Source organism: Lysinibacillus sp. FSL M8-0216 (genome assembly GCF_038595555.1).
In the GTDB taxonomy this organism is placed as follows: Bacteria; Bacillota; Bacilli; order Bacillales_A; family Planococcaceae; genus Lysinibacillus; species Lysinibacillus fusiformis.
In genome coordinates this window covers 3748355-3764499 of record NZ_CP152007.1, presented here as the reverse complement: position 1 = coordinate 3764499, position 16145 = coordinate 3748355, and the positions used below count along the sequence as shown (strand labels likewise).

Annotated in this window: 13 protein-coding genes and 1 other annotated feature; of the genes, 8 read left to right on the top strand and 5 right to left on the bottom strand. The window is 37.8% G+C overall.

The window, feature by feature from the left end; translation table 11 throughout:
• Positions 1-14: 14 nt before the first annotated feature.
• Positions 15-1211, top strand: a complete 1197-nt coding sequence (gene metK / locus MKX57_RS18550; protein WP_008176639.1) for a methionine adenosyltransferase — start codon at positions 15-17, stop codon at positions 1209-1211.
• 171 nt (positions 1212-1382) lie between these two features.
• Here metK and MKX57_RS18545 read toward each other — a convergent pair whose 3' ends face one another.
• Positions 1383-1895 carry a gamma carbonic anhydrase family protein gene (locus tag MKX57_RS18545; protein ID WP_036220965.1) on the bottom strand — a complete coding sequence of 171 codons (513 nt, stop codon included), beginning with the start codon at positions 1893-1895 and terminating at the stop codon, positions 1383-1385.
• 134 nt (positions 1896-2029) lie between these two features.
• Between MKX57_RS18545 and MKX57_RS18540 the strand changes: the two genes are divergently transcribed.
• Together MKX57_RS18540 and MKX57_RS18535 are read left to right on the top strand one after the other, a co-directional pair.
• Positions 2030-2836, top strand: coding sequence for an alpha/beta hydrolase (locus tag MKX57_RS18540; RefSeq protein WP_008176643.1), 807 nt, complete (start codon positions 2030-2032; stop codon positions 2834-2836).
• 126 nt (positions 2837-2962) lie between these two features.
• Positions 2963-4471, top strand: a complete 1509-nt coding sequence (locus MKX57_RS18535; RefSeq protein WP_008176644.1) for an alanine/glycine:cation symporter family protein — start codon at positions 2963-2965, stop codon at positions 4469-4471.
• A gap of 59 nt (positions 4472-4530) precedes the next feature.
• Here MKX57_RS18535 and MKX57_RS18530 read toward each other — a convergent pair whose 3' ends face one another.
• Both MKX57_RS18530 and MKX57_RS18525 read right to left on the bottom strand, forming a co-directional pair.
• On the bottom strand, positions 4531-5109 hold the full coding sequence (locus tag MKX57_RS18530) for a class I SAM-dependent methyltransferase (RefSeq protein ID WP_089985606.1): 579 nt from the start codon (positions 5107-5109) through the stop codon (positions 4531-4533).
• A complete protein-coding gene (locus MKX57_RS18525; protein ID WP_089985609.1) occupies positions 5106-6062 on the bottom strand; it encodes a TIGR01212 family radical SAM protein in 957 nt (318 codons plus the stop codon). The genes MKX57_RS18530 and MKX57_RS18525 overlap by 4 nt, the downstream gene beginning before the upstream one ends.
• Positions 6063-6288: 226 nt before the next feature.
• Between MKX57_RS18525 and MKX57_RS18520 the strand changes: the two genes are divergently transcribed.
• The 4 genes from MKX57_RS18520 (at position 6289) to leuS (ending at position 12542) form a co-directional block, all read left to right on the top strand.
• A complete protein-coding gene (locus tag MKX57_RS18520) occupies positions 6289-7470 on the top strand; it encodes an MFS transporter (protein ID WP_008176650.1) in 1182 nt (393 codons plus the stop codon).
• A 144-nt stretch (positions 7471-7614) separates the two neighbouring features.
• Positions 7615-7962: a metalloregulator ArsR/SmtB family transcription factor gene (locus MKX57_RS18515; RefSeq protein WP_008176651.1), complete on the top strand. Its 348-nt coding sequence runs from the start codon at positions 7615-7617 to the stop codon at positions 7960-7962.
• 57 nt (positions 7963-8019) lie between these two features.
• Complete coding sequence (locus MKX57_RS18510) at positions 8020-9762, top strand: SulP family inorganic anion transporter (RefSeq protein WP_107922373.1); 1743 nt, start codon at positions 8020-8022, stop codon at positions 9760-9762.
• A 65-nt stretch (positions 9763-9827) separates the two neighbouring features.
• Positions 9828-10038 (top strand) — a binding site (T-box leader).
• An 86-nt stretch (positions 10039-10124) separates the two neighbouring features.
• On the top strand, positions 10125-12542 hold the full coding sequence (gene leuS / locus MKX57_RS18505) for a leucine--tRNA ligase (protein WP_107922374.1): 2418 nt from the start codon (positions 10125-10127) through the stop codon (positions 12540-12542).
• 452 nt (positions 12543-12994) lie between these two features.
• Here leuS and MKX57_RS18500 read toward each other — a convergent pair whose 3' ends face one another.
• Positions 12995-14176 (bottom strand): nucleoside transporter C-terminal domain-containing protein, encoded by a 1182-nt coding sequence (locus MKX57_RS18500; protein ID WP_043990191.1) that lies wholly within the window; start codon positions 14174-14176, stop codon positions 12995-12997.
• 491 nt (positions 14177-14667) lie between these two features.
• On the opposite strand from MKX57_RS18500, the gene MKX57_RS18495 reads away from it, so the two are divergent.
• Positions 14668-14928: a sigma factor gene (locus tag MKX57_RS18495; RefSeq protein WP_237068849.1), complete on the top strand. Its 261-nt coding sequence runs from the start codon at positions 14668-14670 to the stop codon at positions 14926-14928.
• Here MKX57_RS18495 and MKX57_RS18490 read toward each other — a convergent pair.
• Positions 14886-16142 (bottom strand): permease, encoded by a 1257-nt coding sequence (locus tag MKX57_RS18490; protein WP_107922375.1) that lies wholly within the window; start codon positions 16140-16142, stop codon positions 14886-14888. The two genes, MKX57_RS18495 and MKX57_RS18490, sit on opposite strands and share 43 nt — an antisense overlap.
• Positions 16143-16145 lie beyond the last annotated feature (3 nt).

Genomic DNA, 16145 nt, shown 5'->3' with positions numbered 1-16145 from the left:
AGGAGGAAAACTAAATGACAAAACGTCGACTGTTTACATCAGAAAGTGTAACAGAAGGGCATCCAGATAAAATTTGTGACCAGATTTCGGATGCCATATTAGATGCTATTTTAGCAGAAGATCCAAATGCACGTGTAGCGTGTGAGACAACTGTAACAACAGGATTAGTATTAGTAGCGGGAGAAATTACTACTTCTACTTATGTAGATATCAAAGGTATTGTACGTGATACTGTGGCAGAAATCGGATATACACGTGGGAAATATGGCTTTGATGCTGAAAATTTAGCGGTACTTGTAGCAATTGGTGAGCAATCTCCAGATATTGCTCAAGGTGTTGACCAAGCTTTAGAGGCTCGTGAGGGTTCTATGACAGATGCAGATATTGAAGCAATTGGTGCAGGGGACCAAGGCTTAATGTTTGGCTATGCATGTAATGAAACACCTGAGCTAATGCCGTTACCAATTAGCTTAGCTCATAAGTTAGCACGTCGTTTAACTGAAGTTCGTAAATCTGGTGAGCTAGCTTATTTACGCCCCGATGGTAAAACACAAGTAACAATTGAATACGATGACAATAACGTACCTGTACGTGTCGATACAATTGTTATTTCAACACAGCATGATGAAGAAGCAACACTTGAACAAATTCAGGCTGATCTAAAACAACTTGTGATTGCTCCTGTTGTGCCAAGCGAATTATTAGATACAAAAACAAAATACTTTATCAATCCGACTGGCCGTTTCGTCATTGGTGGGCCAAAAGGAGATGCTGGTTTAACGGGCCGTAAGATAATTGTTGATACATACGGTGGCTATGCACGACACGGTGGCGGTGCATTCTCAGGTAAGGATGCAACAAAAGTTGACCGTTCAGCTGCCTATGCGGCACGTTATGTAGCTAAAAATATTGTAGCAGCTGGTTTAGCAGAACGCGCTGAAGTCCAGTTGGCGTATGCAATTGGCGTGGCACAGCCTGTTTCCATTGCTGTTGATACATTTGGTACAGGAAAAGTGAAGGAAAGCGAAATCGTAGAATGGGTTCGTGAGCTATTTGATTTACGCCCAGCAGGAATTATTAAAATGCTTGATCTTCGTCGTCCAATTTATAAACAAACTGCAGCCTATGGTCACTTCGGTCGTACAGATTTAAATGTACCATGGGAACAAACTGATAAAGCTGACGCATTACGTGTAAAAGCACGTCTGTAAACTATTGTGCTAAAGTGCTGAAGTCGTTAGAAAATTATTCTAATGTATGATGAACAAAAGGGGCTTTTCTGCCCCTTTTGTTTTTTTGCAAAAATGCCCCGCCTTTATTCCTTGAACAATGGTCATGGAAAGCGAGGGATTTTTTATAATGAATGTATTCTTTATAAGCTTTTATTTTTGTAGAGATTTATAATACTGACCTTTTTCTACGTATTCACGTACGATACGCTCCATATCCTCTTTATCCTCAGCGTTTAATTCTCGGACAACTTTCGCTGGACGACCTAATGCTAAGCTATTTGGAGGTATGACTTTACCAGGAGGCACAAGACTTCCGGCTCCAATAAATGCACCCTCTCCAATCTCTGCTCCGTCTAAAATAATGGAGCCCATACCGATTAAGGCATTTTTTCGAATGGTACAGCTATGTAAAGTCACTTGGTGTCCTACTGTGACCTCATCTTCAATGATGAGTGGAAACCTAGGACTTTGATGTAAGCAGCAAAGATCTTGGATACTTACCCGTTCACCAATAATTGTTGGTGAAACATCGCCACGAATTACGGTATTAAACCAAATAGTTGTTTCAGCTCCAATTGTTACGTCTCCGGTAACAGTTGCATAATCGGCAATAAAAACAGATGGATCGATCTTTGGTGTTTTATCTTTAAATGGATAAATCATGAGAATCGCCTCTTTTCTTTCTGTAGATATAGTATTATCGTATCAAATACGCAACTTTAAGGAAATATAAAATTAAAATGTGCTGTTATTTCGATATAATCAAATTGTAATTATTTTTTAGGAGGACTATGTGAATGTGGAAATGGGAAGCTGATGGACAAGCAAAGGCTGTGATTGCTATTCTTCATGGTGCTTATGAAAACCACCGTTGGTATGCATGGCTTATAGAAAAATTAAGAATGGAAGGCTTCCACATAGTCATGGGGGATCTACCGAATCATGGCATCAATGCAAGATTTGCGCGTGTCCATGATGAGGACTTCAAATTGTACAATAAATATACAAGAAATCTCATTGAGAATGCCTTTTCATATAATTTGCCAACCTTTGTAATAGGGCATGGATTAGGCGCTACTTTAGTTCTTCATACCATGCAAAAGAAAAAGTATGAGTGTGCAGGTATTATTTTGACATCACCCTGGCTGCATTTGAAGCTTTTACCAGGTAAATTATCAAATGCTTTAACGAGTTTGAGTGCATTAACAGCAAATGTTAAATTGACGCATGACCTGACATTTGAAACATTAACGCGCAGTGTTGAGGGTAGAGAGGAAATGAAGGATGATATTCCATTTATGTCTGTTGTTTCAGTGAAATGGTATCGTGAGCTTCAACAGATGATGAAAAATTTAGTTATGCTACCTAAGCATGAATTTCCTAATATGCCTATGTTAATTATGACAGCTGAAAAAGATAAAATTACGGAAACTCGACAAATGCGCAATTGGCTTCATCAGCAAGAGCTAACCGAGTTTCAATTTAAAGAATGGGCAAATTGTTATCATAATTTATTTCATGAAGTAGAGCGTGAAGAGATTTTTATGTATATTCGAGATTTTATCAATAATGCTCTTAGACGGATTGGATATATAATAAAATAGTTTCGACACCTTCCAAATAATAGGATCCTTACTTAAATATTGTTACTTAAATATAATATTGTAATTTTCTGAAAAGTGTAATAATATAGTGACTTAAAGTAAGGTAATTCAAATTGGAGGGGTAAGATGGATGTAGTTGTTGGCAAATTGAATGACATATTATGGGGACCTTGGTTTATTTATGGTATCTTGTTGATTGGGCTTTTTTTCTCAGTCATTACAAGATTCCTGCAAGTAAGACTTATTAAAGATATGTTTGTGTTAATGTTTAAGGGGGAGAAATCAGAAAAGGGGATTTCCTCCTTCCAAGCAATGTCTATCGCACTATCGGGTCGTGTAGGTACAGGGAATATTGCCGGTACTGCAACAGCTATTGGGATGGGTGGACCTGGTGCTGTCTTTTGGATGTGGGCAATTGCTTTTATTGGTGCGGCAACCGCATATGTAGAATCAACATTAGCGCAAATCTATAAAGAAGAGAAAGATACTGAATATCGTGGTGGACCGGCCTATTACATAGAAAAAGGAATGGGTCAAAAATGGTTTGCAGTGATTTTCGCTGTAGCTGCTTTGATTGCTATGTTAATACTTATGCCAGGTGTGCAATCGAATGCCATTGCAGGAGCTGTTGAAAACGCTTTCGGTATTGAAACTTGGATTACAGGACTAATTATTGTCGTTTTACTTGGTGCTATCATTATTGGGGGCGTTAAATCGATTGCCAACGCTGCACAGGTAATTGTACCGTTCATGGCAATAGCCTATATTATTATGGCAATTATTATAATCGCTATGAATATTTCAGAGGTACCATCCGTCTTTGCTTTAATTTTCTCAAGTGCATTTGGAGCACAAGAAATATTTGGAGGTATTATTGGCTCCGCAATTGCTTGGGGTGTGAAACGAGGAATCTATTCAAATGAGGCTGGTCAAGGGACTGGGGCGCACCCAGCTGCCGCAGCAGAAGTATCCCACCCTGCTAAACAAGGGATTGTCCAAGCAGCGTCTGTATACATTGATACCTTATTAATTTGTTCAGCTACAGCCTTTATGATTTTATTTACGGGTATGTATAATGTACAAGATGAAAAGGCAGCCGAAGGAACAGATCCATTTATCCATGTTGGGGAATTCAATAAAGGCGGCTTAACGGGTGATGAGCAAATGACATTTGCTAAGAGTATTCAGGAAGGTGCTGCGTATACGCAATATGCAGTTGAATCATCCTTACCTGGACTTGGTGCACCATTTGTAGCTATCGCACTATTCTTCTTTGCCTTTACAACGATTATGGCGTATTACTATATCGCTGAAACAAATGTGGCTTATTTATTTAGAGGTAGTACCGAAAAGGTCTTCATCTGGATTGCGAAAATAGCGATTTTAATTGCAGCATTCTATGGCACAATCCGTACGTCTGGACTCGCTTGGGCAATGGGGGATGTAGGTCTTGGTCTGATGGTATGGATTAACGTTTTAGCCATTTTAATTATTATGAAACCGGCTATCGTTGCTTTAAAAGATTACGAGAAACAGAAAAAAGAAGGAAAAGACCCTGTCTTTGATCCTCGTAAACTAGGCATTAAAGGCGCAGATTTCTGGGTAGACTATAATGAAAAACGTAAAAATAAATAGGTAAAGAGAAAGGCTAACTAATAGTTCCCACTATACTATTAGTTAGCCTTTTAAATTGTCTATAAATTAGGATAATCCTTCATCTTTTCTAACGCAATGACGAATGGAGGGTCATTTTGCTGATTGAGAAATTCGTATTTTAAGACATGGACATATTTTTGTGGAAGTTGGCTGACAAAGTCTATTACAGTATCTCGTTCTTCTTTGCCACCAGGGTGACCATGATAAATAACAAGGATGATTAAACCGCCAACCTTTAAAAGCTTAAGCAAGTCTTCAATAGCCTGAATCGTTGTACTAGGCTTGGTAATAATATCATGATTGCCACCCGGCAAATAGCCGAGATTAAAAATGGCTGCGGCTACTTTCTTGTGTACGAAATTGGCTACTTCTTCATGCCCTTTATTTAAAACAAGGGCGCGATGTTCTAAACCATGGTCTAGTAGACGATGTAGTGTTGCGTCGACTGCTTCTTTTTGGACATCAAAAGCATAAACTTGTCCTTCATCCCCGACTAGCTGTGCTAAAAACAGCGTATCATGGCCATTTCCGGCAGTGGCGTCAACAACTGTATCTCCTTCTTCCACACTATCTTTTAGTAGCTGTTGAGCATATTGTAAAACTCGTTGTAGTTTCATTTAACAACCTCAGTCTTATAAAATTTCCCCTGCCAACTACCACGGCGCTCCAATTCGGCATCGATGCCATTCAATACTTCCCATTTATTAACGCTCCACATTGGACCAATCATTAAATCTATAGGTCCATCACCTGTAATGCGATGAATGACCATATCGGGTGGTAAAATTTCTAGCTGATCAGCGACTAGTTTTGTATAAACATCCTGATCTAAAAACTCGAGCATCCCTTTTTCATATTGCTTCACCATTGGTGTCCCTTTTAATAAATGAAGTAAGTGGATTTTAATACCTTGGACATCTAGCTTCGCCACTGCTCGTGCAGTTTCCATCATCATGTCATAATCTTCAAGCGGTAGACCATTTATAATATGTGAGCAAACACGAATACCATGCTTTCGAAGTTTTTCAACGCCCTCCACATAGGTTGCATAATCATGTGCACGATTAATAAGATTGGCAGTTTTTTCATGAACGGTTTGAAGACCAAGCTCAATCCATAAATACGTACGCTTGTTTAATTCTGCTAAATATTCTACAACATCATCTGGTAAACAATCAGGTCGAGTAGCAATAGAAAGACCTATAACACCTTCCTGCGCCAAAGCAGCTTCGAATTTTTCCTTTAACACTGGGAGCGGGGCATGTGTATTCGTATAGGCCTGAAAATAAGCCATATATTTGCCGTCTTTCCATTTTTGGTGCATTTTGTCTCGAATTTCAGCGAATTGAACTTCAATCGGATCAACCTTGTTGCCTGCAAAATCACCTGAGCCTGCAGCGCTGCAAAATGTACAGCCGCCAAAGGCAACCGTACCATCACGGTTTGGACAATCAAAGCCAGCATCTAATGCTACTTTAAATACTTTGTGACCAAATTGATCGCGTAAATAGCGATTCCATGTATAGTATCTTTTCCCTTCAGAAGGAAAAGGAAAATTAATTTCTGTCATCTATTTCACTCCTCTAACGCCTTATTTTATCATGAGCATCTCGTTCCGTCATGGGGTAAGGATATATCATGAAAGATGTTGCTCCAATTTTCGCTTGGATCTAGTGAATTATAGCTATTCATAGCCTTTAATAAATTGTAAAAAAGGTAAAATTATTTTCCTTGTACTTTTAAGTATTTCAGCATAAACTAGCTATTTAGAGACGCGAAATAATGGAGGACATCAAATGCCAAAACGTGTTTGGTTTTTAATTATCGGAATGCTTGTGAACACAACAGGCAACTCATTTTTATGGCCTTTAAATGCCATATATATGCATGATTATTTAGGGAAAACGCTGGCGATGGCTGGCTTTGTCCTGATGCTAAATTCTGCTGCGGGTGTTTTAGGCAATCTATTAGGTGGTTACCTATTTGATAGAATAGGTGGTTATAAAGCCATCATGCTTGGAATCCTTTTAACAATTGCTTCATTAATAGGCTTAACGCTTTGGCACGGGTGGCCGCATTATGTATGGTTTTTAACGATATTAGGCTTTAGTGGGGGTATTGTTTTTCCTAGTATGTTCGCATTGGCTGGAGCAGCCTGGCCAGAGGGTGGGCGAAAGGCCTTTAATGCCATCTATTTGGCTCAAAATGTGGGTGTAGCTGTAGGTCCTGCACTTGCAGGTGTGGTGGCCGATTATCAATTTGACTATGTGTTTAAGGTCAATTTAGGGATGTATATTTTATTCTTTATTATTGCTTTGCTGACATTTAAACGTTTAGAGGTAGGGAGTATTGCACCAAAGAATGTGGTTGGTGAAAGTAAGCGAATCATTAACAAGGCACCATTCTATGCCTTATTAATCATTAGTTCATCCTCCGTTTTATGTTGGCTAGCCTATTCGCAATGGAGTGCAACAATTTCATCCTATACGCAAGATTTAGGTTTAGGATTAAAGCAGTATAGTTTACTATGGACGATTAATGGTCTGCTAATTGTGATAGGGCAGCCGCTCATTGCACCGCTTATCAAACGTTGGGAGCATCAGTTAAAACGTCAATTGGTTTTTGGTGTCATCTTAATCGCTATATCCTTTGGTATTATCGCGTTTGCGAGTGATTTTAAAATGTTTGGTGTAGCCATGCTTGTCTTAACTTTCGGAGAAATGTTTTATACACCAGCATTACCAACTATTGCAAATCAACTTGCCCCAAAAGGTCGACAAGGCTTCTATCAGGGTATTATTAACAGTGCTGCGACTGGTGGACGTATGATCGGTCCTTTGTTTGGTGGAATTATGGTGGATCAATATGGCATGATTCCTCTCGTTTTAACTTTAGTAGTCATTGTGCTGTTCGCGATTATACCATGTCTTATTTATGATTATCCTCTCAAGAAGAACAACATAGTAGTAGATTCATAGTGAATAAATGCAAAGAGCAAATCGAGTGTTACACACTTGGTTTGCTCTTTTTTTCATAGTGGATATTGAAAAATTATCAATATAGGCTTACAATCATACATATTCAAATATTTGAATATGTAGTTGTATGGGGGGGTTTATTTTATGGAAGAAGGATTGCAGCAGTTTAAGGCAGATTTTTTTAAAGCGTTAGCACATCCATTACGTATTAGAATACTGGAACTTCTTGTAGAAGGTCAGAAGAGTGTCAATGAGATTCAAGATTGCTTAGAGAAAGAGGGATCCGCCGTTTCTCAGCAGCTAAGTGTATTACGCGCTAAAAATATCGTTTATGGAGTGAAAGAAGGCAAGAAAGTTTACTATTCTTTAAGCGATCCGATGATTGGTGAATTACTTGGTGTGGCCAAGGATATTTTTAATAACCATTTAGTTCATACCATTTCAAGATTAGAGGAAATGACAAGTAATGATAGTGACGAAGAAAATAAGTAACCTCCATAATGTGGAAAAGTTATGCTTTGCTTATTATTGGGAAGGGAAGATTTATCTATGAAGTCACTGTTTACAGGACGTTTTGAAGGGTATTCAGTCCATCATGCTAAAAAGGATTTATTGTCCGGAATCATTGTTGGAATCGTTGCTATTCCACTTGCAATGTCCTTTGCTATTGCATCAGGTGTAAAGCCTGAATATGGTATTTATACGGCTTGTATTGCAGGTGTTTTGATTTCCATTTTTGGTGGATCAAAATATCAAATTGGAGGACCTACAGGGGCTTTTGTGCCGATTCTTTTAGGAATTGTCCTAACGTATGGCTATGAGGATTTATTACTGGCAGGTTTAATGGCGGGGGTATTGCTTTGCTTAATGGGCATTTTTAAGCTAGGGACCTTAATAAAATTTATTCCCCGTCCTGTAACAATTGGTTTTACAGCAGGTATAGCAGTAATTATTTTTACAGGTCAAATTGCCAATTTTTTAGGACTAACCAATATGACAAGACATGAGTATTTTATAGCGAATATTCAAGAGATAGGAAAGCAAATTGGAACTACTAATATTTTCAGTATTTTAACAGCAGTCATTTGTTTCATAACAATAATGATGACACCTAAATTCTTTCCAAAGGTTCCCGGTGCATTAGTGGGTATTATAGTCTCCACTCTTGTGGCGACTTTCTTTTTTTCAGGTCAAGTGGCTACGATTGCCACAGCCTATGGTCAAATACCTAATACATTACCCTATTTCGCAATACCTACTATTACAATCGAGCGCCTACAGCAGCTTATTGGACCTGCATTTGTCATCGCGATGCTTGGAGGTATCGAGTCGTTGTTATCTGCAGTCGTGGCAGACGGGATGACGAATAGCAAGCATAATAGTAATCGAGAGCTAATCGGTCAAGGAATTGCCAATATCGTAACGCCGATGTTTGGAGGAATACCTGCGACAGGAGCGATTGCTCGTACTGCAACTAACATTAAAACAGGGGCAGTATCCCCAATGTCGGGTATCATCCATGGTGTGTTTGTATTAATCACCTTATTGTTATTAGCACCATATGCTTCCCATATACCTTTAGCAAGTATGGCACCCGTATTAATGGTAGTTGCTTGGAATATGAGTGAACGTAAGCATTTTGCTCATATTATAAAATTGAAATCTGGTGATTCGCTCGTTTTATTAATTACCTTTTTATTAACCGTATTTACTAGCCTTACATTAGCGGTAGAAGTAGGGCTTGTGTTAGCCGTGCTATTGTTTGCAAAACGCATGAGTGAAAAGCTTGTTGTGACAAAGGTACTACCAGACCATTCGAATAAAAGCGAGAAGGTGCAGCATCATGTCGTTCACCAACAGCATGATTGTCCACAAATAAGCTTGTATACCATCGAAGGTCCACTGTTCTTTGGTGCAGCACAAAGATTTGAACAAACGATAGCAAGCACTTTACAACAGCAATCTAGAGTTTTGATATTACGCATGGGGAAAGTGCCCTTTATGGACTCTACGGGTGAAGCATATTTTAGCAATATCATTGACAATTTTACAGCACAGGGTGGCAACATTTTGGTAACAGGGGTACAGGATGACTTAAAGATAGCCCTTCAGCAAAATGGACTTTACGATAAAATTGGAGCCCATCATTTTTATCAGCATACAGGAGAAGCGATTACAAGAGCCTTCAGCTATTTGGACAGAAATCGATGTATTGGATGTCAGCATTTTGCTTTTCATGAATGCAAAGAATTCTCTAAATCTGAGGAAAAAAAGGAATTAATTGTTCAGTAATGGGTAAGCTGTAAACAAAGGCTTGTGCTTTTCAATACTTTCCATTAGAATAAATGCAATATCATGTAAAGACTGTGATGAGGAATAGTAGATTTGTGGTTCTTTTTAGAGAGCTAGCGGCTGGTGAAAGCTAGTAGGAAAGCAAATCGAACTCGCCTACTGAGTCTGCCCGCGTGAAATAGCGTGTGTCGTTTCTTCCGCGTTAAGGAAGCTTGAGCCGAGTGTAATCACTAATTTGGGTGGTACCGCGGGAGTGCAAATTCTCTCGTCCCTTCTATAAGGAAGGGGCGAGTTTTTTTATTTTTTAAATATTTTGTCAATTCTAATGAAGAGCAGCAAGATTCATTGAAGGAGGAAAAAAAATGAGTTTTAATCATCAACAAATTGAAAAAAAGTGGCAGCAATATTGGGCTGATAACAAAACATTCAAAACTGAAAATGAAACAGAAAAGCCTAAATTCTTTGCATTAGATATGTTCCCATATCCATCTGGCGCTGGACTACACGTAGGACATCCAGAAGGATATACGGCGACAGATATTCTATCACGCTTTAAACGTATGCAAGGCTATAATGTATTACATCCAATGGGCTGGGATGCGTTTGGTTTACCAGCGGAGCAATATGCACTTGATACGGGGAATGATCCGGCAGAATTTACAGCGAAAAATATTGCGACATTCAAACGTCAAATTCAAGAGCTAGGTTTCAGCTATGATTGGGATCGTGAAATTAACACGACTGATCCAGAGTATTATAAATGGACACAATGGATTTTTATCCAGCTTTATAACAAAGGTTTAGCTTATGTGGATGAAGTAGCTGTTAACTGGTGTCCAGCACTTGGTACGGTATTGGCGAATGAAGAAGTAATTGATGGCAAATCAGAGCGTGGTGGACATCCAGTAGAACGTCGACCAATGAAGCAATGGATGCTTAAAATTACTGCCTATGCAGATCGTTTAATTGATGACTTAGAGGAAGTTGATTGGCCAGAGTCTATTAAAGATATGCAGCGTAACTGGATTGGACGTTCAGAAGGAGCAGAGGTAACATTTGGTATCGATGGGACTGATGAGAACTTTACCGTGTTCACAACTCGCCCTGATACACTATTTGGCGCTACATATTGTGTGCTTGCACCTGAGCATAAATTAGTGGAACAAATAACGACAGCTGATCAACGTCAAGCGGTTGAAACTTATTTAGAAAAAGTTAAAATGAAGTCTGATTTAGAGCGTACAGATTTAGCAAAAGAAAAAACTGGCGTATTTACAGGTGCCTATGCAGTAAATCCGATTAACGGTAAAAAAGTGCCAATTTGGATTGCAGACTATGTATTAGTGTCTTATGGAACAGGTGCTATTATGGCGGTTCCTGCACATGATGAGCGTGACTATGAATTTGCATCAGCATTCAATTTAGACATTGTTCCTGTTCTTGAAGGTGGGGACATTAGTAAAGAAGCATTTACAGGTGATGGGCAACATATTAACTCTGATTTCCTAAATGGCTTAAATAAAGTAGAGGGTATTGCTAAAGCAATTGAATGGTTAGAGCAAAAAGGCGTTGGAGAGAAGAAGATATCTTATCGTCTGCGCGACTGGCTATTCTCTCGTCAGCGTTACTGGGGAGAGCCTATTCCAATGATCCATTGGGAAGATGGTACGATAACAGCAGTTCCAGAATCGGAATTACCGTTAATGCTACCGAAAACAGATAATATCCGTCCTTCAGGAACTGGTGAATCACCATTAGCTAACATTGCAGAATGGGTCAATGTTGTAGATCCAGAGACAGGTAAAAAGGGACGCCGTGAAACAAATACAATGCCGCAATGGGCAGGATCTAGCTGGTACTTCTTACGCTATATCGATCCTACCAATACAGAAGCAATTGCAGACCCAGAATTACTAAAACGCTGGTTACCAGTTGATATTTATATTGGTGGAGCAGAGCATGCTGTATTGCATTTACTATACGCACGCTTCTGGCATAAAGTGTTATATGATTTAGGCGTTGTTCATACGAAAGAGCCATTCCAGAAATTATTTAACCAAGGTATGATTCTTGGTGAAGGTAATGAAAAAATGTCTAAATCTAAAGGGAATGTTGTGAACCCAGACGAAATCATTGAGTCACATGGTGCAGATACATTGCGTCTTTATGAAATGTTCATGGGGCCACTTGAGGCTTCTGTAGCTTGGTCTACAAATGGTTTAGATGGGGCACGTCGCTTCTTAGATCGTATTTGGCGTCTACTTGTCAATGAAGAGGATGGAACGATTTCAGCGAAAATTCAAGTGTCTAATGATGCAACATTAGAAAAATCATACCACCAAACAGTGAAAAAAGTGACAGAGGATTATGAAGGTATCCGCTTTAATACTGCTATTTCACAAATGATGGTATTTATCAACGATTGCTATAAAGCTGAAGTAATCCCAACAGCTTATGCGGAAGGCTTTGTTAAAATGTTGGCACCAATGGCTCCTCATATCGCAGAAGAGCTTTGGAAGCTATTAGGTCATGAAGGAACACTTTCTTATGAGCAATGGCCAACATACGATGAGTTAAAACTTGTAGATGATGAAGTGGAAGTAGCGGTGCAAGTTGCTGGTAAAGTTCGTGCCAAAATTGTCGTAGCTAAAGATGCTTCAAAAGAAGACATTGAAAAAATAGCGCTTGCAGATGAAAAAGTACAAGAATATATGGCAGGAAAGAGCTTAGTAAAAGTTATCGTTATTCCAGGCAAACTTGTAAATATTGTCGTTAAATAAAGAGACATAATTTCAAATGTGCATTACTAAAACTTAGTTATCAAAACCTAAATTAAAAAAAGATAAATAAATCAAAGGACAAAACATATTTTATATCACTAATATGTTTTGTCCTTTTTAAATTAGTATTTGAAGTGAAGGAATGGATAGATCCCATTCAAGAGCAGAACCTCTTTAAACTATTATTCAGAACGTTGAAAAGCTGAAAGAACACTCATTTGTTTAAGAGTTAAAACAAATGAGTGTTCTTTTTTATGCTATTCCAGTTCACGTGTGCCCACACCTTTACTTATACTACAAGTAAATTTCCTTTGTCATAAAATTACAATGAAATGCATACTCGTGTCCACATATCTATTTTGTCTTGCCAAAGTGAGATGATAGGAAGTTACAATACAGAAAAACTGCACCCAACCATCGAGTGCAGTTTAAAAAATAGTCCCATATTCAATTTAAATAATCAAGCCAACAATTATTGCCGTTAAAATACTTACAAGTGTCGCTCCATAAAGCAACTTTAAGCCGAAACGTGCAACAACATTTCCTTGTCTTTCATTTAACCCTTTGACTGCCCCAGAAATAATACCAATGGATGAAAAGTTAGCAAAGGATACTAGGAATACAGAAATAATACCTAGCGTACGTTCGCTCATTGTGTTCTCAATTTCTCCAAGGTTGATCATAGCAACAAATTCATTCGTTACTAATTTAGTGGCCATTATTCCTCCAGCTGAAACAGCATCTGCCCATGGGATACCCATTAGGAAAGCAATTGGTGCAAAGATATAGCCTAATATTTCTTGGAAAGAAACACCGATAATCATATCAAACAATGAATTGATTAAATCCATTAATGCTACGAAGCCAATCAGCATGGCTCCAACAATGATGGCTACCTTAAAGCCATCCATAATATATTCACCAAGCATTTGGAAGAAAGCTTGCTTCTGCTCATCTTCAATGGTTAAGATATCTTCCTCTTCTTTTACGGTATACGGATTAATGATGGAAACAATTATAAAACCACCAAATAAGTTTAAAACAATCGCCGTTACGACATATTTTGGTTCAATCATCGTCATGTACGCGCCAACAACTGACATAGAGACGGTCGACATCGCGGATGCACATAATGTATACATACGCTGAGGAGTGACCTTGTCTAATTGTTTTTTGACTGTAATGAATACCTCAGATTGACCTACCATTGCTGAAGCAACAGCATTATAGGACTCCAATTTTCCCATGCCACTTACTTTACTTAAAAAATAACCGATCCATCTCATGAGGAAAGGAAGGATTTTGAAATGCTGTAAAATCCCGATTAACACAGATATAAAGACAATTGGTAATAAGACACCTAAGAAGAATGGAGATTCTCCTTCATTCGCTATACCACCAAAAACAAATGATATACCTGTATTTGCGTAGGATAATAAATGATCAAATACATTTGTTATTCCTTTGATTAGAACATAACCAATCGTTGTATTTAGAAGTAAAGCCGCTAATATAAATTGAATGATTAACATAATCAATATATATTTATATTTTATTTCTTTTTTGTTTTTACTCATTAACAGAGCTAAACCAAAAACAAGTAGCAATCCACAAAGGGATATTAAGTATTTCATAAATTCCTCCATAAGTATAATTTAGGGCGTTTGAATCCAAGACAACAAATATTCTTTTGCTCAAAATGTTCCATCTAAAAATTTGCAGAACAACCAAAGAACTTAATTTGTCAGACGTCAGACAAACAATCTCACTATAACAGTTTTTTAACTAGCTATTCAAGAGTTAAAAGAAAAAAAGTATGCGACTTGGCATACGAAAAGGACGAATCCAGTATCAAAACAACTAAATCATTTCTTTATATGACATACTTACAGGATGATTTCCCTGAATGGGGGAACTCAAAACTACTTCTTGCATAAAGTTGTTCACATCCATTCAAAATAACATCACCTTCAAATGTGGAAACATATTTTATTGTGTGATGTTTTTGAAATATTATGTCCATCGTTTAAATGAAACATAGTTTTTGAAAAGATTATTTCTTTTTTTGGAAACCAAATGACCCATCATTACGACTATAAAGTGAATATACATTGGAGGTGTTACGGTGAGTGAGCATTTAGAGGCGGTCATGGAGGAGCATGGAGAATATTGTTTACGAGTGCGAGTGGCGTATTTATATGTAAAGGACTGGACGATAGCTGAGGAAATTGTTCAAGATGTATTTTTTGCCTATTATCGTCAACCGGATCGCTTCGAACAAAGATATTCTTTAAAAAACGTTTTTTACAGAAGACAAACGCCTGAACCCGCTATTTTGCGAATTCAGGCGTTTTTATCTTCCGTTTCAGTCTGTAGCATTAATTGATAAATACTAGATATCATAAAGCTAGCTGCTAATCCGTAAAGAGCATTGAAGCTTAAACCAACACCGATCCCTATGATGATGGAAAACAGTATGACAAGCCAGTTATGTTTATGAATATGACGATTCGTAAATAAAAGAATAAACATAAACGGTAGCATGGTAATGTGAAGAAATGCGAAAGAATAAATAACTCCTAAAATCGTTAAATCGATAGATAAGAAAAAGGTAAATAAAAGGATGAGTAGACCAATTAGATAAAAGTAATAGGGCCTTTTCTTCACAAAAAATCGTTTGGTTGCCCGCAAATCCACAAGTAAGGTTGTGATAATGGCCAACAGTACAATGACAAGGAAAGCAAATGTCAGAAACCCAGGCTGTACTTCATATAAAAACGTAAAAATTAGAATTTGAAACTGACCAAATGAGCCACTATATAAAGCAATCATTAAAATAGCTGTAAAGGATAGCGTTAATAAAGCTAAAATCACACCTGAAGAAAACAGGCTGCGACCTACTTTTTTTGGCTTAATAAAGGCGATTAAATACCATGTTGATTTATCAAAGAGAACTTGTCCTAAAACGGCTAGTTGAATAATGACATAGAACAGCAGGATTTCACTATTTTTAAAATAAAATAAATAAGGGTGATACAAGCGAATACCTTCATAAACGGTGCTAGCACCATTTTGTACAAAATAATAAATAGGGATAAAAATAAGTAAAGAAAATAAAGCGATGATAAATAATATTTCTAGCCACAATATACTTTTCACAGACATCATGCGATCCAGGAGGAGCATGCCCACCAAAAATAACAAAATTGTGACGGGGACTGGTATGGTTAACATAATTTCAGATAACACACTAATGCTTATTAATTGTATTAACCAAAGTTCAATGCCTGTTAAAAGGTAAAAAAATCGTATGACTTTTAAATTCATACCACTCAATTTTTTCTGTATCGTAAAGAGTAAAAAGCTTTGTGTATGCTGGTTTTGTGTGTAATCACTCTTTTTTAATAATGAGCCCAGTATGACAAATGAAATGGCTGTCGCTAATGTATAACAAATGCCCGCCATAAAGCCATACGAAATAAGGGCAGAAGGAGAGGACAATAGTAAATTACCATTAATCCATCTCGCTAAAAGTATGATGACACCTGCTGCTGTGCTTAAACTTGCAAATGGTACGAGCAATGAAAATTTCTTTAGCATATC

Bases quoted from the DNA above. Each gene is read 5' to 3' on its own strand.
- MKX57_RS18525 (WP_089985609.1), bottom strand. From the start codon at position 6,062: ATGACAGAAATTAATTTTCCTTTTCCTTCTGAAGGGAAAAGATACTAT.
- MKX57_RS18535 (WP_008176644.1), top strand. From the start codon at position 2,963: ATGGATGTAGTTGTTGGCAAATTGAATGACATATTATGGGGACCTTGG.
- metK (WP_008176639.1), top strand. From the start codon at position 15: ATGACAAAACGTCGACTGTTTACATCAGAAAGTGTAACAGAAGGGCAT.
- MKX57_RS18530 (WP_089985606.1), bottom strand. From the start codon at position 5,109: ATGAAACTACAACGAGTTTTACAATATGCTCAACAGCTACTAAAAGAT.
- MKX57_RS18515 (WP_008176651.1), top strand. From the start codon at position 7,615: ATGGAAGAAGGATTGCAGCAGTTTAAGGCAGATTTTTTTAAAGCGTTA.
- MKX57_RS18520 (WP_008176650.1), top strand. From the start codon at position 6,289: ATGCCAAAACGTGTTTGGTTTTTAATTATCGGAATGCTTGTGAACACA.
- MKX57_RS18545 (WP_036220965.1), bottom strand. From the start codon at position 1,895: ATGATTTATCCATTTAAAGATAAAACACCAAAGATCGATCCATCTGTT.
- MKX57_RS18510 (WP_107922373.1), top strand. From the start codon at position 8,020: ATGAAGTCACTGTTTACAGGACGTTTTGAAGGGTATTCAGTCCATCAT.
- leuS (WP_107922374.1), top strand. From the start codon at position 10,125: ATGAGTTTTAATCATCAACAAATTGAAAAAAAGTGGCAGCAATATTGG.
- MKX57_RS18540 (WP_008176643.1), top strand. From the start codon at position 2,030: ATGTGGAAATGGGAAGCTGATGGACAAGCAAAGGCTGTGATTGCTATT.
- MKX57_RS18490 (WP_107922375.1), bottom strand. From the start codon at position 16,142: ATGCTAAAGAAATTTTCATTGCTCGTACCATTTGCAAGTTTAAGCACA.
- MKX57_RS18500 (WP_043990191.1), bottom strand. From the start codon at position 14,176: ATGAAATACTTAATATCCCTTTGTGGATTGCTACTTGTTTTTGGTTTA.